The organism is Bacillus sp. ISL-78, assembly GCF_018613455.1.
In the GTDB taxonomy this organism is placed as follows: domain Bacteria; phylum Bacillota; class Bacilli; order Bacillales; family DSM-1321; genus Peribacillus; species Peribacillus frigoritolerans.
Map to the genome: position 1 here is coordinate 1 of NZ_JAGGQC010000024.1, position 20,482 is coordinate 20,482.

General features: G+C 41.0%; 21 protein-coding genes and 11 tRNA genes. 3 read left to right on the forward strand and 29 right to left on the reverse strand.

The annotated features are described in order from the left end of the window. Positions 1-22 precede the first annotated feature (22 nt). From J7I96_RS20620 to J7I96_RS20675, 12 genes are all read right to left on the reverse strand, one after another. Positions 23-96, reverse strand: a tRNA-Gly gene (locus tag J7I96_RS20620). A gap of 32 nt (positions 97-128) precedes the next feature. Further along, positions 129-205: transfer RNA gene (locus J7I96_RS20625), tRNA-Pro, on the reverse strand. A gap of 7 nt (positions 206-212) precedes the next feature. Further along, positions 213-289 (reverse strand) — tRNA-Arg (locus tag J7I96_RS20630). Positions 290-307: 18 nt separating this feature from the next. Continuing rightward, positions 308-393: transfer RNA gene (locus tag J7I96_RS20635), tRNA-Leu, on the reverse strand. A 59-nt stretch (positions 394-452) separates the two neighbouring features. Next, a tRNA-Leu gene (locus J7I96_RS20640) sits at positions 453-534 on the reverse strand. Positions 535-543: 9 nt separating this feature from the next. Further along, positions 544-619, reverse strand: a tRNA-Lys gene (locus J7I96_RS20645). Between the two features lie 10 nt (positions 620-629). After that, positions 630-704, reverse strand: a tRNA-Gln gene (locus J7I96_RS20650). Positions 705-781: 77 nt separating this feature from the next. Further along, positions 782-857: transfer RNA gene (locus J7I96_RS20655), tRNA-Asp, on the reverse strand. Positions 858-882: 25 nt separating this feature from the next. Further along, positions 883-954 (reverse strand) — tRNA-Glu (locus J7I96_RS20660). A 19-nt stretch (positions 955-973) separates the two neighbouring features. Next, positions 974-1,064, reverse strand: a tRNA-Ser gene (locus J7I96_RS20665). Positions 1,065-1,072: 8 nt separating this feature from the next. After that, a tRNA-Asn gene (locus tag J7I96_RS20670) sits at positions 1,073-1,147 on the reverse strand. Positions 1,148-1,279: 132 nt separating this feature from the next. Next, entirely contained in the window at positions 1,280-1,759 is a 480-nt protein-coding gene (locus J7I96_RS20675) for a SprT family protein (RefSeq protein WP_214774169.1), read from the reverse strand. Positions 1,760-1,842: 83 nt separating this feature from the next. Between J7I96_RS20675 and cmpA the strand changes: the two genes are divergently transcribed. Continuing rightward, the gene (gene cmpA / locus J7I96_RS20680; protein ID WP_089364909.1) at positions 1,843-1,962 is read left to right on the forward strand and encodes a cortex morphogenetic protein CmpA; all 120 of its coding nucleotides are present in this window, start codon (positions 1,843-1,845) and stop codon (positions 1,960-1,962) included. 59 nt (positions 1,963-2,021) lie between these two features. On the opposite strand, the gene J7I96_RS20685 is transcribed toward cmpA, so the two are convergent. The 14 genes from J7I96_RS20685 to acpS all read right to left on the reverse strand — a co-directional run bounded on the left by J7I96_RS20685 (position 2,022) and on the right by acpS (position 13,363). Next, entirely contained in the window at positions 2,022-4,205 is a 2,184-nt protein-coding gene (locus J7I96_RS20685) for a Tex family protein (RefSeq protein WP_214774171.1), read from the reverse strand. A gap of 92 nt (positions 4,206-4,297) precedes the next feature. Beyond that, the gene (locus tag J7I96_RS20690) at positions 4,298-4,909 is read right to left on the reverse strand and encodes a PP2C family serine/threonine-protein phosphatase (RefSeq protein ID WP_311315265.1); all 612 of its coding nucleotides are present in this window, start codon (positions 4,907-4,909) and stop codon (positions 4,298-4,300) included. Continuing rightward, on the reverse strand, positions 4,906-5,694 hold the full coding sequence (gene sigB / locus J7I96_RS20695; RefSeq protein ID WP_034306363.1) for an RNA polymerase sigma factor SigB: 789 nt from the start codon (positions 5,692-5,694) through the stop codon (positions 4,906-4,908). The genes J7I96_RS20690 and sigB overlap by 4 nt, the downstream gene beginning before the upstream one ends. Continuing rightward, entirely contained in the window at positions 5,672-6,145 is a 474-nt protein-coding gene (gene rsbW, locus J7I96_RS20700) for an anti-sigma B factor RsbW (protein ID WP_034306366.1), read from the reverse strand. The genes sigB and rsbW overlap by 23 nt, the downstream gene beginning before the upstream one ends. Next, entirely contained in the window at positions 6,142-6,474 is a 333-nt protein-coding gene (locus tag J7I96_RS20705; RefSeq protein WP_214774173.1) for an anti-sigma factor antagonist, read from the reverse strand. The genes rsbW and J7I96_RS20705 overlap by 4 nt, the downstream gene beginning before the upstream one ends. Positions 6,475-6,533: 59 nt before the next feature. Further along, positions 6,534-7,544 carry a PP2C family protein-serine/threonine phosphatase gene (locus tag J7I96_RS20710; protein ID WP_214774175.1) on the reverse strand — a complete coding sequence of 337 codons (1,011 nt, stop codon included), beginning with the start codon at positions 7,542-7,544 and terminating at the stop codon, positions 6,534-6,536. A 9-nt stretch (positions 7,545-7,553) separates the two neighbouring features. Beyond that, on the reverse strand, positions 7,554-7,955 hold the full coding sequence (locus J7I96_RS20715; protein ID WP_214774177.1) for an anti-sigma regulatory factor: 402 nt from the start codon (positions 7,953-7,955) through the stop codon (positions 7,554-7,556). A 3-nt stretch (positions 7,956-7,958) separates the two neighbouring features. After that, the gene (locus tag J7I96_RS20720) at positions 7,959-8,315 is read right to left on the reverse strand and encodes an STAS domain-containing protein (RefSeq protein ID WP_048682053.1); all 357 of its coding nucleotides are present in this window, start codon (positions 8,313-8,315) and stop codon (positions 7,959-7,961) included. A 2-nt stretch (positions 8,316-8,317) separates the two neighbouring features. Further along, the gene (locus J7I96_RS20725; protein WP_214774179.1) at positions 8,318-9,145 is read right to left on the reverse strand and encodes an RsbT co-antagonist protein RsbRA; all 828 of its coding nucleotides are present in this window, start codon (positions 9,143-9,145) and stop codon (positions 8,318-8,320) included. A gap of 416 nt (positions 9,146-9,561) precedes the next feature. Next, positions 9,562-9,912: a type II toxin-antitoxin system PemK/MazF family toxin gene (locus J7I96_RS20730; RefSeq protein WP_034306610.1), complete on the reverse strand. Its 351-nt coding sequence runs from the start codon at positions 9,910-9,912 to the stop codon at positions 9,562-9,564. A gap of 7 nt (positions 9,913-9,919) precedes the next feature. After that, positions 9,920-10,201 (reverse strand): CopG family ribbon-helix-helix protein, encoded by a 282-nt coding sequence (locus tag J7I96_RS20735; protein ID WP_034306380.1) that lies wholly within the window; start codon positions 10,199-10,201, stop codon positions 9,920-9,922. 160 nt (positions 10,202-10,361) lie between these two features. Further along, the gene (gene alr, locus J7I96_RS20740; RefSeq protein WP_214774217.1) at positions 10,362-11,549 is read right to left on the reverse strand and encodes an alanine racemase; all 1,188 of its coding nucleotides are present in this window, start codon (positions 11,547-11,549) and stop codon (positions 10,362-10,364) included. 217 nt (positions 11,550-11,766) lie between these two features. Next, positions 11,767-12,771, reverse strand: a complete 1,005-nt coding sequence (locus J7I96_RS20745; protein ID WP_214774181.1) for a LolA family protein — start codon at positions 12,769-12,771, stop codon at positions 11,767-11,769. A 241-nt stretch (positions 12,772-13,012) separates the two neighbouring features. Next, positions 13,013-13,363, reverse strand: coding sequence for a holo-ACP synthase (acpS, locus tag J7I96_RS20750; protein WP_214774183.1), 351 nt, complete (start codon positions 13,361-13,363; stop codon positions 13,013-13,015). Positions 13,364-13,470: 107 nt separating this feature from the next. On the opposite strand from acpS, the gene J7I96_RS20755 reads away from it, so the two are divergent. Further along, positions 13,471-14,061, forward strand: coding sequence for a rhomboid family intramembrane serine protease (locus J7I96_RS20755; RefSeq protein WP_214774185.1), 591 nt, complete (start codon positions 13,471-13,473; stop codon positions 14,059-14,061). A gap of 26 nt (positions 14,062-14,087) precedes the next feature. Here J7I96_RS20755 and J7I96_RS20760 read toward each other — a convergent pair whose 3' ends face one another. From J7I96_RS20760 to cshA, 3 genes are all read right to left on the reverse strand, one after another. Beyond that, positions 14,088-15,551 (reverse strand): PH domain-containing protein, encoded by a 1,464-nt coding sequence (locus J7I96_RS20760; protein WP_214926166.1) that lies wholly within the window; start codon positions 15,549-15,551, stop codon positions 14,088-14,090. Further along, entirely contained in the window at positions 15,544-16,068 is a 525-nt protein-coding gene (locus J7I96_RS20765) for a PH domain-containing protein (RefSeq protein WP_214774189.1), read from the reverse strand. Before J7I96_RS20765 ends, J7I96_RS20760 begins: the two co-directional genes overlap by 8 nt. 161 nt (positions 16,069-16,229) lie before the next feature. Then, positions 16,230-17,729, reverse strand: coding sequence for a degradosome RNA helicase CshA (cshA, locus tag J7I96_RS20770; RefSeq protein WP_214774191.1), 1,500 nt, complete (start codon positions 17,727-17,729; stop codon positions 16,230-16,232). Between the two features lie 1,575 nt (positions 17,730-19,304). Here cshA and J7I96_RS20775 point away from each other — a divergent pair. Beyond that, entirely contained in the window at positions 19,305-20,447 is a 1,143-nt protein-coding gene (locus J7I96_RS20775) for a PP2C family protein-serine/threonine phosphatase (protein WP_214926167.1), read from the forward strand. Positions 20,448-20,482 lie beyond the last annotated feature (35 nt).

Below are 20,482 nucleotides of genomic sequence, written 5' to 3' on the forward strand. Positions count from 1 at the left end.
TTCAGTTTTCAAAGAGCAATAATGGAGCGGGTGAAGAGAATCGAACTCTCATCATCAGCTTGGAAGGCTGAGGTTTTACCACTAAACTACACCCGCATTTGATTTTAAAGTATTTTTAATGGAAAGAATGGTCGGGAAGACAGGATTCGAACCTGCGACCCCTTGGTCCCAAACCAAGTGCTCTACCAAGCTGAGCTACTTCCCGTAAAATATGGTGCGCCCGGCGGGAGTCGAACCTACAACCTTCTGATTCGTAGTCAGATGCTCTATCCAATTGAGCTACGGGCGCTAATTTCTATGATGTTATTGGTGCGGCCGAGAGGAGTCGAACCTCCACGGGGTTTCCCCCACTAGGCCCTCAACCTAGCGCGTCTGCCATTCCGCCACGACCGCGAAAGCGACTTTGTAAGTTTAACACCTTTTCAACTTGATGTCAAGAAGAAAAATATCAGTGCGGGTGAAGGGACTTGAACCCCCACGCCTTGCGGCGCCAGATCCTAAGTCTGGTGCGTCTGCCAATTCCGCCACACCCGCGAAAATAAATGGTGAGCCATGAAGGATTCGAACCTTCGACCCTCTGATTAAAAGTCAGATGCTCTACCAACTGAGCTAATGGCTCTAAATAAAAATGGCTGGGCTAGAAGGGATCGAACCTTCGCATGACGGAATCAAAATCCGTTGCCTTACCGCTTGGCTATAGCCCAATAATCAAATACTAATTAACGGCCAGGATAATATTATATCAAGATAATATCAGTTTGGCAAGTGTTTTTTTAAAAAATGGCGGTCCCGACGGGAATCGAACCCGCGATCTCCTGCGTGACAGGCAGGCATGTTAACCGCTACACCACGGGACCAGTATTTTGATTATGCATAAGAAAGTGACCCATACGGGATTCGAACCCGTGTTACCGCCGTGAAAGGGCGGTGTCTTAACCGCTTGACCAATGGGCCTTGATATTAAATATGTGACTGGCGGAGAAGGAGGGATTTGAACCCTCGCGCCGCTTACGCGACCTACACCCTTAGCAGGGGCGCCTCTTCAGCCTCTTGAGTACTTCCCCAAAAAAAATGGCTCCGCAGGTAGGACTCGAACCTACGACCGTTCGGTTAACAGCCGAATGCTCTACCACTGAGCTACTGCGGAATAATGAAAATTGGGTTCCTTTTTCACGCTCAAGGACCTTAGTGTTTGTCGTTAAGGACAAGTTGTTATCTTGTCGACTCTTATGATTATAAAGAGGTTGCAACCTAAAGTCAAGAGTTCTTTTGTGTTTTTTTATTTTTTTGTTTTTTGCTCCTTGAACCCTTGGTAAATCAATGTTCCACGACATTTACCACAAACGAAACGGGTAGTGTCGATTCGTTTTTTTCTTATATATACCTGCTGACAGTCTTCACATTTATATTGAATTGTATTCATCTTTTTCTTTAATTGGTTGGATGGCAGTGGCTCGCAAAATCTCGGTGCCCCCACTTTTTTGAGTAAATGCTTAAAGTCCGCATCACGATGCTGGTACCCCTTCTTCTCGATGTGCAGATGGTAATGGCACAATTCATGCTTAATGATTCCAATCATTTCTTCCACACCGCGTTCATCAAGATACTTCTTATTGATTTCTATATTGTGTGAACGGAGCAAGTATCGTCCTCCTGTTGTCCGGAGACGCGGATTAAAACTCGCTTGGTGTCTAAAGGCTCTTTTAAAGTCTTTCAACGAAATTTCTTCTACTAGTTTTTGCAATTGACGATTATCCATTTCCCCCTCCCTTTCCTTGGTAACATGACAACCCATTATAACATAGACTAATAATACAATAGGAAACTAAGGGAGGAAAAGCTATGCCTAATTGGTTCCAGAATCAAATCCGCAAAGCCTTTTATGAAAAGGATTATTATCAAGTGAAGATGTTGAATCAATGTTGGTTTTTTTATCAAAAGAAAGAAAGTCTCAGGTTATAGATTCGACGCTGTTCCAAATAAAAAAAACCCCTTCTAATATAGAAGGAGCTTAACATAGGCTAGTTTTGATCCTTCGGCTCGAGCATCGTTAAAGATACCCTTTGCTTTTGGGAGTCAACAAGTTCGACCCAAACTGTGACAACATCCCCAACGGCAACTACATCCAATGGGTGCTTTACAAACCGGTTGCTCAGTTTAGAAATATGCACCAGTCCATCCTGTTTAACACCGATGTCCACAAATGCACCAAAATCCACAACATTCCTCACTGTACCTTGTAACTCCATCCCAGTTTGCAGATCCTCCATTTTTAGTACATCCTGCTTAAGCAGCGGTTTTGATAACTCATCCCGAGGATCTCTTCCCGGTTTCATTAAATCATCGATGATATCTTTGATCGTAATTTCCCCAATTTCCAATTCATTGACCAAATCAGCAGGATTTAACTTACCTAACTCTTCATTCAGTGCATCACTGCCTAAATCCTCAGATGTGAATCCCATTTTCTTCAATAATTTATTCACGGCACTGTAGTTCTCAGGATGTATCGCGGTTTGATCTAAAGGTTCATCTCCATTAATGATACGTAAGAATCCTATACATTGTTCATATGTTTTGGCACCAAGCCGGGGAATCTTCTTTAATTCCTTCCTGCTTTGAAATTTCCCTTCCACTTCCCTTTTCTTCACGATATTTTGGGCAACAGACTTTGATAAACCAGCTACATATTGTAAGAGAGACGATGAAGCGGTATTGACATTAACACCCACCTGGTTAACAGCTGTTTCCACTACAAAGGTGAGGGATTCCGTTAACTTTTTCTGAGACACATCATGTTGATACTGGCCTACCCCCACAGATTGCGGATCAATTTTAACAAGTTCAGCAAGAGGATCTTGAAGCCTTCTGCCTATCGAAACTGCGCTTCTCTGTTCAACTTGAAGATCCGGAAACTCTTCACGGGCAATATCCGAAGCTGAATACACACTGGCTCCCGCTTCATTAACAATGATATATGAAATGTTCCCTTTCACTTCTTTTAGAATATCTGCAATGAATTGCTCTGATTCACGTGATGCCGTTCCATTGCCGATTGCCACGATCTCAACCGAGAACCGCTGGAGTATATCGATCGTTTTTTCACGGGCAGCATGAAGTTTCGCAGCAGGAGGATGCGGATAGATTACACTGATATCGAGTACCTTTCCGGTTTCATCAATGACAGCCAACTTACAGCCAGTCCGATATGCCGGATCTAAGGCGAGGACCACTTTTCCTTTAAGCGGAGGCTGCAAGAGCAGGTTCCGGAGGTTTTCAGAGAAAATGTGGATAGCTTGATCCTCAGCTTTTTCCGTCAGCTCTTTTCTGATCTCCCGCTCTACAGAAGGCATGATCAAACGCTTAAGTCCATCCTCAATCGCAGGTTTAAGAACAACTTGGGCTTCAGATTTGTTATTTTTAATGGTTTTACGTTCCAGATGACCAATGATGACTTCAGTCCGAGGCTGGATGGAGATTCGCAAAACCTCTTCCTTTTCACCTCTATTCAGCGCCAATACCCGATGTGGTACGATTCTTTGAACCGGTTCCTCATATTCATAGTACATTTCGAAGATTTTTTTCTCGTCCTTCTCTTCATTTTTCACAGTTGAAACCACTTTTCCAGCTTTGAAAATTTCAGCCCTTATCCACTTCCTTAATTCCGCATCATCGGAAATATATTCAGCTATGATATCCTGCGCACCTGCAATAGCCTCTTCAATAGAAGGAACTTCTTTTTCTGCCGATATGAATTCAGCTGCTTTTTCACTGACTCGAGGATGCATTTGACATTCCAAAAGCCAATTGGCCAGTGGTTCAAGACCCTTTTCTTTAGCAACTGTCGCTTTCGTTCTCCTTTTTTGTTTGAATGGCCTGTATAAATCCTCGACTTCCTGCAGTTTTGTTGCCTTCTCGATTTGTTTTGTTAATTCTTCCGTCAATTTCCCCTGTTCACCAATCGAACGCGTAACTTCCGCTTTCCTCTGGCCAAGGTTTTCTAGATAGTTCCATCTTTCCATAATGGAACGTATCTGCACTTCATCAAGTGAACCCGTCATTTCTTTTCTATAACGTGCGATAAAAGGTACAGTATTCCCCTCTTGCAGCATCTGTATGACGTTTTGGACCTGATGATTTTTCAAAGTCAGCTCATTGGATATTTGTTTTATCAATTCTTTTAATTTATCTTCCACAACGGTCATTTTGTATACCCCCAACCTTTTGATCTAATATATATAGTCTAGCAAATGAGCGATGAAGTTGCGAATTCCATACAAAAAAGCTCACTTCCGAATCATGGCGAAAGTAAGCTTCCTAAAATGAAAGTTGTATCATCTGCAGTTAATGGACTGCTTTTTAATATGCATTGGGCGTTCTTATCGATAGGGATCAGCCTTTTTAAAAAAGACTTTGCTCCCTTAAGTTCCAAACCATCGGAATGAAGAATGAATTTTGCATTTGGTTCATATTTGTATCTCTGCGTCCTGTATGTTTGTTTCCTTCCGGATAAATACCCTGTAACAGGTAAAGGGTAAACGAGTTTATCATCGCTTGGATTATACAGGAAAAAGCGGATGTTACCCACTGAACTGTATACAAATTCATTCCTGTCATAAAATATCTTCAAAATCGAAACGGCTGCCCCCCGCTTATCGACTAAAACCTGGTTACATACTGCCATTAATGATTCTACATCCAACTCATGATTACGTTTAACTTCCTCGATGACGGCATGGGAGGAATCGTATGCATTTTTCCCGCTGCCTAGCCCATCTGCCAGGACACATACAAAGTATTCTTCCGTATGAAGAAAAAAGTAATCATCACCACAGTAAACCATCCCATTTTTAGACGATTGAGAGACAAGGACTTCTATTTTTTCTCCCCTCAGAATATCTTTTATCACTGAATTAACTCCGAGTTTTCAGCATTAATGGCTTCTTGAAGTTTCTTGATCGCGCGGCGTTGGAGCCTTGACACATGCATTTGGGAAATCCCCAATTTATCGCCAGCTTCTTTCTGGCTTAAATTCTCTAAATAAGTATGTTGAATGATCATCTTTTCACGGTCGCTCAGCACATGAAGCACCTTTTCAAGCACAAGACGCTGATTGACCTTTTCAAAACCTTCATCGACATTCCCGAATATATCAAGCAATGTGACAGTGCCGCCATCAGAATCCGCCTCAATAGAATGATCCACGGATAAAGCTTGATAGCTTTTTCCCATTTCCATCGCCTCTAAAACTTCTTCCTCGGTCACGCCTATACTATCGGCTATTTCATCTATTCTTGGTGAACGGTGCAGAGTTGTCGTTAACTCCTCGACAGTCACCCTGATTTTCGGACCTAGTTCCTTAATTCGCCTTGGCACATGGACACTCCATGTTTTGTCACGAAGGAACCTTTTGATTTCCCCGATAATAGTGGGGACGGCAAATGCCTCAAAGCTCTTACCGAAAGATTCATCATATCGTCGAATGGCACCTAATAGACCAATCATGCCGACTTGGGAGATATCCTCCTGAAATGATTTCCCTTTCGCGTACTTGCGGGAGATTGTTTCAACCAAACTTTTATAATGGATGACGAGGTTACTCTGCGCTTCTTCATCTTGATTCTGCTGGTAAGCTCTGATCCATTCATTTACCTGTTCTCTTTGTGCCTGATTAGGTTGAGACTGTTTTTGCATCCATCTCCACCTGCTCTCCTTCTAAAAACTTAGTCATAAATACTGTAACCCCATCATGCTGATGAATTTTTACATCATCCATCAGAGTTTCAATAAGGTAAAGACCCAAGCCTCCTTCTCTCAAAAGTTCGACTTTTTGACCATTTTCGTATGGACCTAGCCCTTGACGAACCTCCTCGAAATTACAGCTCTTGCCACTATCGGAAACCATGACCTCCAAACGGTCAGGATAAAGGCCGAAACTCACTTTCACTTCACCTTTTTCAGAGTCCTTGTATGCATGCTGTACCGCATTTGTACAAGCCTCACTGGTAGCGATTTTCAAATCCTCTATTTCATCATACGCAAATCCCATCCGGCTTCCAATTCCAGAAAGCGTTAAACGAATGACACCGATGAATTCTGGTTTTGCAGGTATTTTCATTTCGATGTAATCATATACTTGACTCATTCTAACCCACCCTCTGTACCACTTTTTATATCAATGATATCTGCAAGACCTGTTATATCAAATAAACGTCGTAACCGTTCCGATAATCCAACTAACGTGAACTCGCCATTATTTGCCCTAACACTTTTAAAAGCACCGACAAATACCCCAAGTCCCGTACTATCCATATACGAAACTTCAGTTAGATCAATAGTGATCGAAACATTTTCCTGCTCTGAAATTGGAAATAGTGATTCTCTTAGTTTCGGTGCAGTATAAGCATCGATTTCACCTTTTAGTTTTACATTAAATTCAGTATTCAATTCATTAACATCCACTGTTATATTCATCCTTGACCCACCTCTTCAAATCCTCTTCATTCCTATATCTATACCCAGCAGAAACAATACTAAACATTTGATTTTAAAATTATTAATGTAAAATCATCCCTAAGTTGAAAGTTCTGCATTTTCTCCAATTGTTTATATATATTATTCACCATTTCCTGGGCTTGCAAATGCATATTCTTTTTAATCAAACCAATAAGCGTTTCCCTTTCTATGAACCCATCATTCGTGCGGCACTCCGTTACTCCGTCAGATAATAAAATGATCATGTCGCCACGATTCACCGTTTTTTCATATTGGCGATACCTTGTTTTTTTATCAACGCCAAGCAACAAGCCCTTTGCATCCAAATCGCTAAAAGTACCTGTAGCTGCGTCATAGTAAAATCCAGGTTCATGTCCGGCTGAAGCATAGGAAAATTGCCTGTCATGCGGATCATATAAACCATAGAACATGGTTATGAACATGCTTGGATCAACATTATGCTCCACAACCCGGTTCAAACTCTCAAGTACACTTTTCGGTTCATGACGATGCTCCGGAAGACTGTCCATCGCATATTTGATCATCGACATGCACAGCGCAGCAGGGATCCCTTTTCCTATGACATCGGCTATCCCAACACCTATACGCTCATTTTCATCCTGGACGAAGTGATAGTAATCCCCGTTCATCTGCCTCGCAGGAACACTGATTGCCCCAATTTCAAGAGCTTTGATATCAGGAATTTCCGTTTCCAAAAGAGTATGTTGAACGTTTGCCGCTATCTCGATTTCCGTTTTCAGTTCCTGCTGTTGATGTCTGAGGCTTTGATGTTCACGGTATGCAATGCCGTAGCCCATCATGACTTCTAGCAGAAAATCGAAAGAATCCAATACTTTTCCCGGTAAATCCGGGTAAAGTTCCATTAAGTTATTTTTATGCATACTTATGATTTCTTCTGGAGATATATTGTATTTGATATGTAGGCGGCTAATCTTCTGCCCTTGATAGAGTGCCTGCTCATTTTGGTCTTTAAGATAAGTAGAAAGCGCCTCATGATACTTTTTCTCCATGTTCTCCCTAATATCCATAGTCCCCCCCTAACGGAGCCATTTCGTCGCGATAATCTTGGTCCCTTCACCTGGTATCGATTCAATATCAAAGTCATCCATTAAACGTTTGGCTCCAGGAAGGCCTGCCCCCAGCCCCCCTGAGGTGGTATATCCATCTTCCATGACTCTGCGGATATCCTCAATTCCCGGCCCTTGGTCTTCTGCAATGATTTTCAATCCTGACTTCCCATTTATATTTAGCTTTTCTATGCTAACACTGCCTTGTCCAGCATATAGGTATATGTTTCGGGCCAATTCGCTAATGGCCGTTGTGATTCTGGCCTGGTCTACAATACCGAACCCCAACTCTTTAGCGACATTTCTTCCGAGCTGCCTTGCAGCTACGATGTCCCATTCATTTATGATTTTTACGCAGGATTGGAACTCCATTCTTTAATCCCCCAATTCCTGTTGTAATTTCTCCAGGCCTTTCTCTAAGTCTAATGCTGTCAGAACATCATCGAGACTAATTCCTAGTTCAATCAAAGTTATTGCAACAGCAGGCTGGATTCCCGTAATTACAACTTTGGCCCCCATAAGCTTAGACATGCTAAAGACATCGCCTAATACCTTTGCGATAAAAGAATCAATAAAATCTATTGAGGTAATATCTATAACCACGCCATTCGCGCTTGTTTCATGAATCTTATGCAGTAAATCCTCTTGAAATTGAAGGGCTGTCACATCATCCAATTCCCACTGTATAGAGACTAACAAGCAGTCATAAAGCTTTAATATCGGAATTCTCATTCTTATCCCTCCACCTTTACGATCTTACGGCTCGTTAATTCCAACGCAACTTCTATCCCTTTTTTCAACGTATTTTTTGTAATCACTTCATTTAAATTAATGCCAAGATTAACGATGGTTTGAGCTATTTCAGGGCGGATGCCGCATAGTATACATTTGGCGCCCACTAATCGGACTGCTTCCGCAGCTTGAATGATATGGTGGGCAACCATGGTATCCACGACCGGCACACCCGTAATATCAATAAGAACGACTTCAGATCTATGCTTAACCACGCCAGTCAGCAGGTTTTCCATTATCTGTTTGGCACGTTCCGTATCAATCGTACCAATTAGCGGCATTACCGTAATTCCTTCCAATACAGGAATGAGCGGTGCCGAAAGTTCTTGCAACGCTATTTTCTGCATGGAAACGGTTCTTTCCCAAGTTTGAGTATATATATTGACTATTTCATTATTTATCGGTGTCGCCCATTTATCCAAATGGTTAACGAGATTGACTTGATTATCAGGAGTAACGAGACCCTTTTCAACCATTCCATTAATGACAATTAACGTGAACTTATGAAGTCCTTCATTGACGAAAGTAAGAGGCCATCCCAATTGGACGACTTTCTCGGCAAAATCTGAAAGCTTCAATGTGAATTCCTTGTTTTTACTATCAACGTTCGTGATGATCATATCTATAAATTCACTGCTCGTTTGCGTGAACATTCGATCTGAGACAATTTTAATTAATCTTTCGTCCGTACTTTCCTTCATGATGCCCATCCACTCAGTAAGGATGTAATCTTGATTTTGCTTAATAAAATCGTAAACCAATTGATTCATAATATCCTCCCATTCTAACACAATTGCTATGTTTCCCTGTCCACGTCACAAGGATGTTAACTAAATGTAATGTTATTTCCATTTGGATTTCCTTCGAGTTTCCCCACTGCACTATTGCTTTTTTTAGGTATTTACAACATAACTACATACCCGAAATTCAGGTAAGAAAAACATAAATTAATGAAAAGTTAGGGAGAAACCATAAAAAAACAATGACATTCCATCCAATATCTAACTGTATAATGTTTTTATTCGTCAAATTTTTCATATTTCCTCCCTGTTTACTTTTTGGACACATGTTTATGTTATTTCATAAAAAAAACACGATTCCCACAGTAGCAGGAATCGTGCCATCTAATTAATATCAAGAATGATTTGTATTATAATAACGCCCGGTTTAACGGGAAAAATTTTCTTTAAAACTCAATGAGGCCTAAACTAATTTGCAAAGCTTCATTGACTTTTTGCATCATCGGTTCGTCAAGATGCGTAATTTTATCAGTTAAACGCTGCTTATCGATAGTCCGGATCTGTTCTAATAAAATGACGGAATCCCGTTCGAATCCGTACTTTTTTGCATTAATCTCAACATGTGTAGGCAATTTCGCTTTTTGAATTTGAGCTGTAATGGCTGCCACGATCACAGTCGGACTAAAGCGATTGCCAATATCGTTTTGTAAAATTAGTACCGGACGGGTCCCACCCTGCTCTGAACCGACTACCGGGGAAAGGTCTGCGAAGTATACGTCACCACGCTTAACAACAATCAATGGCTCAGCCTCCGCTAACTAATCGTTCAACGCAATGACCAGCCTCGAATTCAGCCTGGAAGGCTTCAGAAGCAATCGTTAAATTAATGGCCGCCATTTCAATATAACCGCGTTTCATCGATTCACGAAACTCTTTCTTTTTACGTTCGCGAAGATACATTTTTGTGGCACGATAAATAAATTCACTGCGATTCACATTTTCCTCACTCGCATACCCATCTAACTCTGTTAAAAAATTTTGAGGTAATCGAATTAATATCTCTCTTGTTGCGCTGGATTCAGACACAAACATACACCTCCACCATCACTACACACCTTTATTATATATCCTTTTCAATATTACCATTAAAATGCCTATCTGCAAAGAGTATATTCTATTCTCAATCCTATTATCAGCATAATAAAGGAAATCTTATTCACAATCTTAGGATTTTTTTACAATCCGCTCATTCCAAAATGAAGTTGCGTACATGATTCATCTGATTATCTTTCATGTATATGCGGGGCACTCTTGCTCCTATCATGCATGTCACCTCATAGTTGATCGTTTCCAGTTTTGCCGCTATCTCATCGACAGTAATCGATTCATCCCCATCATTCCCGATTAGTGTGACCACTGTTCCTACAGGGTATGGTCCAGGCAGCTTGATCATGCATTGATCCATGCAAATCCTTCCGACTATGGGCATTCTTTTTCCATTCACAAGAACTTCCTGACCTTGCAGCTTACGGATCCAGCCGTCAGCATACCCGATTGGCAAAGTTCCAATCCATTCATCACCTTCAGCCGTATAAGTCGCTCCATAGCTAACGCTTTCACCCTTAGCAAGCTGCTTAACCGCGACCATCTCCGTTCTCAATGATATAGCCTGTTTTAATGGAAATGGCAATATCGGCTTCATCTCCATGGAAGGACTCAAACCATACATGGAAATCCCCATTCTTATTGCATTCCATTCTGAATCGGTGAACCTTAAAGAAGCTGCACTATTGGCTGCATGAACATATTCCGGCTTTCCCGTCAATTCGGAAAGCATCCCTTTAAAGAAAGCAAGCTGCTTTTCATATAAGTCCGTTTTCATTTCATCCGCAGTCGCGAAATGAGTGAATATCCCTTGGAAATTGAAACAAGCTTCCCTCTTAAGCAAACTTTCCACTTTCTTGAGTTGACCTTCATCTCGAATGCCGATTCTTCCCATGCCGCTATCCACTTTTACATGGATTTGCAAAACTTGTCCCGGTTTCAACAAATCCTTTGCCTTCTCCAACCATGCTACATCGAAAACCGTCACGGAAATCCCATGCTCGGCAGCAAGCGCTGCACTTTCAGGCCTAGAAGCCCCAAGGACAAGAATCGGAGCCAATATACCTTTTTTCCGCAAGGCAAGAGCCTCATCCAAAAAAGCTACACTTAAAAAATCCGCCCCCGCATCAAGCGCCGTTTTAGCCACTTCATAGTCCCCGTGGCCATAAGCATTCGCTTTAACGACAGCGAAAAGACTAACGCCCTTTCTCAGACTTTTTTTCATTGAAGAGATATTTTCAAAAATATTATCCAAATTTACTTCTGCCCACGTATCTCGATGAAATATTTTCGTTTCCAAGACCTTTTCCTTCTTTCCTACACTCACCATAAGATTCTTCCCAGTAGGAAGTTTTCGTTTCATTTATAGGACCATTCTATAACCAACCGCTAGAAAGATAAAGTGCTTTTTCACCTTGAGCCTCATTTCCCAGCTGCCAGCCTAAATCAAATAATGGGTTAAAAATGTCAACAAGCCGCTTCCCCGCCTATCCTACCGAGAAGAAACCTTCGTAAGGAGACGGGAAACATCAGCTTGTTATGTAATCCTATTTGACTGGATCTTCCCCAACCGAACGGGCGACATCTATCATCTCTTCCTGTGTCAAATCCTTTGATGCTATCATGTAATCGACACCTTCGAAAGTCCATGCAATCGTATTTCCCGTCATGGCCCCGACAGTATAACCCAAATCAACAGGTTCTCCATTAACATTCGTCGAAACGGAAGTTTGGACCACCTCAGCTTTTTCCTGAACTAATGTAAAACTTTTTGTACCCTCATAGGTCAAAACGACACGTTCTCCCTTTTCCGTCGTAATTTCTTTTTCTTCCGTTAGATTCATATCACCAATATTTTCAGGGTATTTCACTGCAAACCCCTCATTTTGGACTTCTGCCATAACGGGAGCTTCAAGTTGTGCACTTGTCATGTTTTTCTTCATGTCAAATGAATCTTTATCAAAACTCGTATCGAATTTCACTTTTGAGAATTCAACAAGAACCAATGCGGTCCTATCAGGGTCCATGACTTTTACACTGACTGGGGATAAATCCTTTTTGTTTATAGTAATCTCTTGATATGGCAACATTTTATTGTTTTGGTAGCGCGTTTTCGTTTCAAAGACATAATGTTTATCCGTTTCTTTATATGTCGCACTTTTATCTTCCGTAATGTCTTTCACCAACGACTCGAACAAATAGGCCTGGCTGCTGTTCTCGGGCCACTCGCTTTGAAATTTAAAACTTTTATTCAAAGCAGGCGTCAAAACATATACACCATCATCATTTTTTAAAATCATCTGGCTTTGATCCTTCTCTTCATTTTTCAGATTCACGCGGTAAAAAGAAGGGTCCTTATGCCAGATCTCCACATTATACACTTGAGGTTCCGTCCCCATCTTTAATGTCATCTTCGCGTTAGCTTTATATCCTTTCATTTCACCAAGCTTCTCATTCAATTCACTCACTACGTCACTCTGCGATTTTTGGCCGCAAGCAGAAAGAGCAAGCAAGAGCATGATCCCTGCAAAAAGCATTACCATCTTCTTCATCTTTTCAACCCCTTTTTGTCATTTGAACGTAAAAGGGAGAGGAAAAGGCAGGATCCGGACATTGGCTCGACTGATGTCTTAGACTCCTCAGTATTTTAGACACGGACCATTTCGATCCGGCTAAAAACTTTTCGAGAGCACCTACTCTGCCATGTACCTTTTACCGGGCCTTGTCTCCCTATAGCACTAAATGTATATGAGACAACCTTAAGGTTTATGACCCGATTGGACAAAACTCCATTCACCCTTCAATTACGACTTGAGCAACCGCATAATCCCGGCTATGGCTAATCGAAAGATGGACCCCTTCAGAAAACGGCTTTGAAATCACCGGCTTTCCTTTATCATCCGAGGTGATTTCAATATCCAAAAAAGATAAGTGCTTACCGATCCCTGTACCGTTCGCTTTTGAAAAAGCCTCCTTTGCCGCAAACCGGCCAGCAAAATACTCGACCTTCCTTCTTCCATTTAACTTTTCGAAAATCAAGATTTCACTTTCCGTCAATATACGCTCCTTTAAACGGGGTTGCCGATTAATCAATGTTTCCATTCTATCCAACTCAGTAATGTCCACGCCTATACCTTTAATCACTTTGACACCTCTTCTATTAATTTAATAAGTTGCATATCATTAGGAGGACTCTTTTACCTGAAAATGATAATATTGTATCTAATTAAAAACGATATAAGGAGGAATTTATGTTTACAAGAACAGAAAGCTTCCGCGAATATGCAAATTCTTATCGAGCTGTAACTGTGCTCATACTCATTATGATGCTTGTATTCGTTCTCGTCCTTTTCCCCGTACTTCCCGGCAATGTACTCTTTTATTATGGCACAGGTGTGAATTTATACATCGCTGATGGACAGTGGTGGCGTTTGATCACCCCCATCTTTTTGCATAGCACGTTTACACATTTACTGTTTAATGGATTCTCACTTGCCATCTTTGGTCCATTCCTGGAGAAATTACTTGGAGCCTTCAAGTTTTCAATCTTCTTTTTATCGGCAGGGATCCTTGCCAATATCGCAACCTTCCTGATTAACCCACTGACATATAACCACGTAGGTGCTAGCGGAGCAATTTTTGGTTTACTCGGATTCTTTCTATATCTTGTACTGTTCAATAAAACCAATTTTACGAACAATGAAAGAAATACAGTCTATACATTGACCGGAATTGCCATTATCATGACTTTCATTCAACCTCAGATCAACGTTGTCGGTCATTTGGCTGGAATGGCAACCGGCTTTTTAACAGCCCCATTATTCTTAAGAAAAAAATGGTAGGCCAAACAGCCGACTCTTCCTTTCAATCATTGGGAGTCGACTGCTTTTTTAGGTGAATACCATGATTTAATTATCAGGCAATCCTTTTCTTCCACATCAGCGACCATGCCGACCCGGGAGGTAACTCCTGATTTAATCGATGCTGAAATGGTGGCTAATTCTTTTCGATTCTGAAACCAGCTCTTTTTATATGTGATTGATTGAATTCTGCTTCTCTGCATGATCAATGTTTGCTTTGAGAAAAAACGGCTGCTTAATAGCAATAAATCCCCTTCTATGCTCCAACCTGCATCTCTGTATTGCATGTATGCCAAAAAAATCGCCAACGGTACAAGCAAGAAGGAAAGATAACCCCAAGGTCTGAAAAACCATACCAAGGCACCGATGATCGGGATGAGGTATAGTAACTTACGAAACACATACCGGGAAAGTGCACGCTTGGGTATTGGTGTCATCTCCGTATCCGTTTCATAAACCGGTAAAATTTCCAGGATTTTTTTCTGTAAATGCTTCTTCCTGATTAAAGGGAACAGCATGATGGTAAGACTTTCTTTATCTTCCATGCTCCCTCCCGCATATTCAATATAAACCGTCGCCAATCCCAATGGCTTTCGAATCAAATTCTCCATGATCCGGATACCTTGAATTTTATGGATAGGGATTGTCAGTCGTCTTTTCTCGAGAAGCCCCCTGGAAATAACGATCTCCTCATCCGTTTTTATCACGGTAAATGAAGCGTATTTTATTACCATACTTAATGTGGCCAGCACATAAACCGCCAACAAAGCCACAAGAGCAAACAAGGTCAGAATGAAGGTCCCCATTTCAATAAAATCTTCATAATCCTTAAATATCCTTTCAAAAGGTATCATTTCATCGAACTGTGAAATAAAAGCGACTGCCCCGGATAGGAAGACACCTACCGCTCCCGAAGTGCCAGCCATAATGAATAGTTGCGGCAGCGTCTGCTTAAAAACGGAAGTTGATTTTGCCGCAAATTCTTTATCCGCGACTTCATCTTCATCACTATCAGATGGTTCATACGCATTTTTTTCCTCACTTATAAAAGCATTGATTCGATTCGCATCACTTTTGCTTATGGCCGATAATACGGCATCCGCCTGAGACCCGCCTGCCGTTTCAATATTCACCTTCACCAGGCTGAATACCCTCTGGATGATGCCCTCTGATATATCTATGCTATGAATCCGATCAAACTTAATATACCGTTTCTTCCTTACGAATACCCCGGACTCAATTCTGAATTCGCCCGCTTCTATCCGATATGTAAAGCGTAACCATTGTAAGAATGCATTTCCTATAATCAAAAGTATAATAATGGCAATGACCAGCGGTTGGATCCATCCGGGCATTCCTTCATTCTTCCCAGGAATGACGACCACTAATAAAAAAGGGATGACTAACTCCTTAATCGATTTAATGATGTTAAGCAATACAGCAATGGGGTGAAGCCTTTTAGGATCAGACATCTTCTTCCTCCACACTTGCCATTCTCGAAATATATTGCCGCAATTCATCTGCCTCTGCAAGGTCCAAGGCAGGGATAACATGAAGAGTCGCCGCAGTGGAAATTTCAACGGAAGCTAAATCGTATTTTCTTAATAATGGCCCTTGCTTCGTTTCAACATGCTGAACTCTTATCATGGGTATGAGTGTTCTTTTAATGACGAAAATACCACTTTGGATATCAATTTCTGTACTTCTTACTTCGTAACGCCATCTCTTCCATTTAACCGATGGAATCATAAAGATGGCCAGATAGGATTGGATTATCGAAATTAGGACCAACGCGCCAATCACCCAATATGTCCATTCAAAAATGATTGTAAGCACGAGTACGGCGATGCTAATGATCCAGGTTATTGAACAGCTTAAAAGACCACTGATTTTCCATACGGTTAAGGCCTTATTCGATATACGATTCTCAGGTTCCATGTGCTTCTCCTCTTCCGGACAGATAATGCTAATTGAATCATCATCATTCATCCTTGCTTTCATCCATTATACTATATTTAAATACTGGAAATTAACCCCTTTTTTCAAACAAAGACTGTGAGCATTCCATCCAAAAACCGCGGATACCTTCATGAAGTGTTGGAGATGCACATAAAAAAATGCCGCTCAAATGAGCGGCATTCCCAATTCAATTATATCTTATTAGTTTTTTCTCTTTTTTGGCTCGTGCTGCGGTTTCCGTAACCATTCGATTTACGGTTCGCGCTTGGGCGTTTCCCTGATCCGCTGCCGTAATCTTTTCTGCCTGAAGAACTGCGGCCATTGCGCTGTCTGTTGCCAGAAGATCCGCTTCCTCCGCGATTGCGACGCATAGGAGATGGAGATTCTTCCGTCAACTTGATAGGCGTTTGATCCGGTTCTTTTGTCATTGATTTAAGCATGGCTGCAACTAAATCCGCTGCGCTATGTTTTTGCAATAACTCTTCCGCTTGACCAAGGTATAAAGTTAAATCCTCGTTCTCGATTGTATTAAGGATTTTTTCCGTTACCGCTTTTTGTTGACCTTCCAACGCTTCAGTTAACGTAGGAGTCTTAAGCTTCTCCATACGTTTTTTCGTTGTATGCTCAACTGCATGCAGTTGACCTCTTTCTCTTGGTGTTACAAACGTAATGGCTATACCATGTTTACCCGCACGTCCTGTACGTCCAATACGGTGAACGTAGCTTTCCGGATCTTGAGGGATATCAAAGTTATATACGTGGGTTACGCCGGAAATATCCAGTCCACGTGCAGCAACATCAGTAGCGACAAGTACGTCGATGTTTCCATCTTTGAATTTTTTCAAAACGGATAGACGTTTAGCCTGGCTAAGGTCACCATGAATGCCTTCAGCCATGTAACCGCGGATATTCAATGCAGATGCCAATTCATCTACACGGCGTTTCGTACGTCCGAAGACGATGGCAAGATCCGGTGTTTGAATATCGAAAAGGCGTGCAAGTGTATCGAATTTTTCACTTTCTTTTAACTCCAAGTAATATTGTTCGATACGATCCACTGTCATTTCTTTTGCTTTTACACGTACAAGAACGGGTTCCTGCATGAATCTTTCAGCAATTTTACGGATTGGATCAGGCATTGTAGCTGAGAAAAGCAATGTTTGCCTTTCGTCAGGAACCGTTGAAAGGATCAATTCGATATCCTCAATGAATCCCATGTTAAGCATTTCATCCGCTTCATCAAGAACTACAGTGTGAACTCCGCCTAATTTAATGTTTTTACGTTTGATATGGTCTAAGAGACGACCAGGCGTACCAACGATAATATGTGGTTTTTTCTTTAAAGCACGGATTTGACGGTCGATGTCTTGTCCACCATAAACTGCAAGTACACGAGCGCGTTTTCCGTAACCAAGCTTGAAAAGCTCCTCGGAAACTTGAATCGCAAGCTCACGTGTGGGTGCAATGACAATCCCTTGCACGTTTTCGTTATTAATATCGATGTTTTCCATCAATGGAATACCGAATGCTGCCGTTTTACCTGTTCCCGTTTGCGCTTGACCAATGATATCTTTACCTTCAAGTGCTAGTGGTATCGTTTGGGATTGAATCGGGCTCGCTTCCTCAAATCCCATTTTTTCTATTGATTTCATGGACGTTCTATCTAATCCTAATTCGCTAAACAATGTCAATGTTTTCGTACTCCTTTTTATATCGTAAATTTACACGTGCATTCATGGATCATGCACAGATGTTTTAGTTCAAATCCTCATCATGACGGATGTTCTTCTTTATCTCTTATAAAAAGTTTATCATTATCACCTAAAAGTATGTCTGCCTTTTAGTTCAAATGAACTCAATATGATTTTTTAAAAAGGAAATATACCAGTACGGACATTCACTGGCATTTTTAACTTCGCGCACGTGTAGACTTATCATTTACATACGCTCATCTTTTTAAAAGTACATGTAACCAAAATTAAATTCAATATGGAAAATTAAAAGTAGCATAAACGGGTGTTTCGCCGTTTTATTCAGGTGAGGGCTGCTGCACCTATTATTCATCAGACTTAAAAAGGCTGTATGAACAAAACTTGACGAGAGCCAAGATTCTTATACAAAACAGGCCCGGTGCGTTGAGGATTTGCAGAAGTGGAAAAGCGCTAAAATGCGGCTTGATTCCCTAATAGCTACTAAAGCCGCCAAGAGATGCAGCTTTTATATATGACCAGACGCGCGGCCTATTTAATCTAAAATAATCTCAAGAATGAACTCATGAAACATGTAAGAACATACAATTTTGTTGCCTCAACCTGATTAATTTAAATAATCATCAATGATAAGACATTTAAACTCATACTCATATTACCATTTTCAAACTGTTAATGCAATAAAGGATATCGCCCCATTCAGAGTTACTGAAACTTTAGATCGTTTCAAAAACGGTGAAATTGGATATCCCTGCCTGCGAAATATGCAGCCGTGACACCATTGTGTAATGATATGGCTTAATCATTCAATTAAGGGTTATAACGACCCATGGACTGATTATTTTTTATCAATATCGGATTACCGTTTTAGATATGATTCATGCGCAAGTGGATTCCGCCTGTAGATAAATTTATTGCCTATAGTTATTTTATTTTAAGGCTGTTTTCACATACTTTGTTGCTATTTACCAAATAGTGAGGTTTGGTTGATTTCCCCTCCAGATGCTCGCTTTCCGCGGGGCGGGCGGTGAGCCTCCTCGGCGTAAACGCCTGTGGGGTTTCACCTGTCCCGCTGCTCCCGCAGGAGTCTCGCACTTCCGCTCCAATCAACCTTAAATCGTTTTGTTTTAAAAACAACAATCTTTACGAAAAGAGCCTATTTTAAAAACGTTCGGGTTGATTTCAGAAATCCAGTTAAATGAGGGTTTCATTCGATAATTAAGTAACATGATGGAGAAAATCATGGTTTGGGATGAGAGCATTCTGGCCTCTTGTCTCCTTACTGTAACCAGTTAAATGTTTTTCAAAACGAACATCCATTTATATTTGATATGAGTTTAAATCAAATAGTTTCAACAAACATTTTTCAGGAAGGATTAAATCTAATGAAAACACCCTTCCACGATTACCCCCGTTGGAGGAAAGAGCTTATCACGAATGAAATTCAGGTATATGGGATCATTATTTTTCGAAAATTACATCTTTTTATGTGAAAATTATAGTAAATAAGTCTAAATGCAGTATGATTGACCTATCAACAAATCAATGGGGGGTTATATGAACATATTCACAATAGATGTTCCTTTATGTAAGGATTTTGGTCGAATCTTAAAGAAAATGAACAAGAAAGTCACTTTTTTGGAGGATCCACTTAATCAAAGTCATCTATTCGAAGATTCATCGGACTTAATGAAATCATTATTTATTTTGCCTTTACACATATCAAAAGATTCTTGGCAGCAAACTTCTTTATTCGCCTTAGCTGAATCTCACGAAATCCCTATCTTATTCATTTATAAACGCGCTATGGGAATGGAGCCCCCTCAGGCCTTACCGGAAAAGACCTTTTATGAAACCATGGCAGTCCCTGCCGATTCAGTAGAAGTCCGGAAGTCACTCAAAAACATCAGCATGCAATTGTTTTCGGCAAAAATGAAGGGGCAAGAGCTTGAAAAGTTACACCAAAAATCAGCAAGGAGCCTGCGAATTGCAAAGGGCATTCAACTTTCAAGGTTACCTTTGTCGATCAATAATGAAGATATAGAGGTCAAAGGCCTTTTTCAGCCTTCAAGCGAGCTTTCTGGGGATTTATTTTACTGGGCGGAGGTTGATGACAGGATATACGGCTTTATCATGATCGATGTATTTGGAAAAGGCATCCACACAGCACTTATAAACATGTCCATAAGGACTTTGATGCCCGACCTTATCAAACGGGTCAAAGACCCCATTTACATAACAGAGGAACTGGGCAAACATATTCGGGACCTATTTCAAGGAGTTAATCGGGAAAACAAAAAACACGCTCGCATTACAGCCTTCATCGCATACGTGAATACAAAGGATCGACTCATCGAATATGTGAACTACGGACTTCCTTCAGCCTTTTTGTATTCCCCATGCACCAATCAAATTCTCAATTTAAACGAAGGGGCCACCCCAAGCGGACTGATCCCCGAATTGCCCATAAAAAAAATAGTCTTTCATTATGACCCAGGAAGCCGTTTCATCATCTATACAGACGGACTGTCTAAAACGCCCACACCTTCCGCGATTGACCGATCTGACAATATCGAGAGGGAATTCATTGAAAATGTCCATCTCGATACAAATGACCTTCTTCAGGAGCTATTAATCTCAAGGATGAGGCATTCAGTGATTAACGATGACATCTGCATTATAGCCGGGACACTGTTTTAAACACAATAAAAAGGCCGTTTCAAAAAAGAAACGGC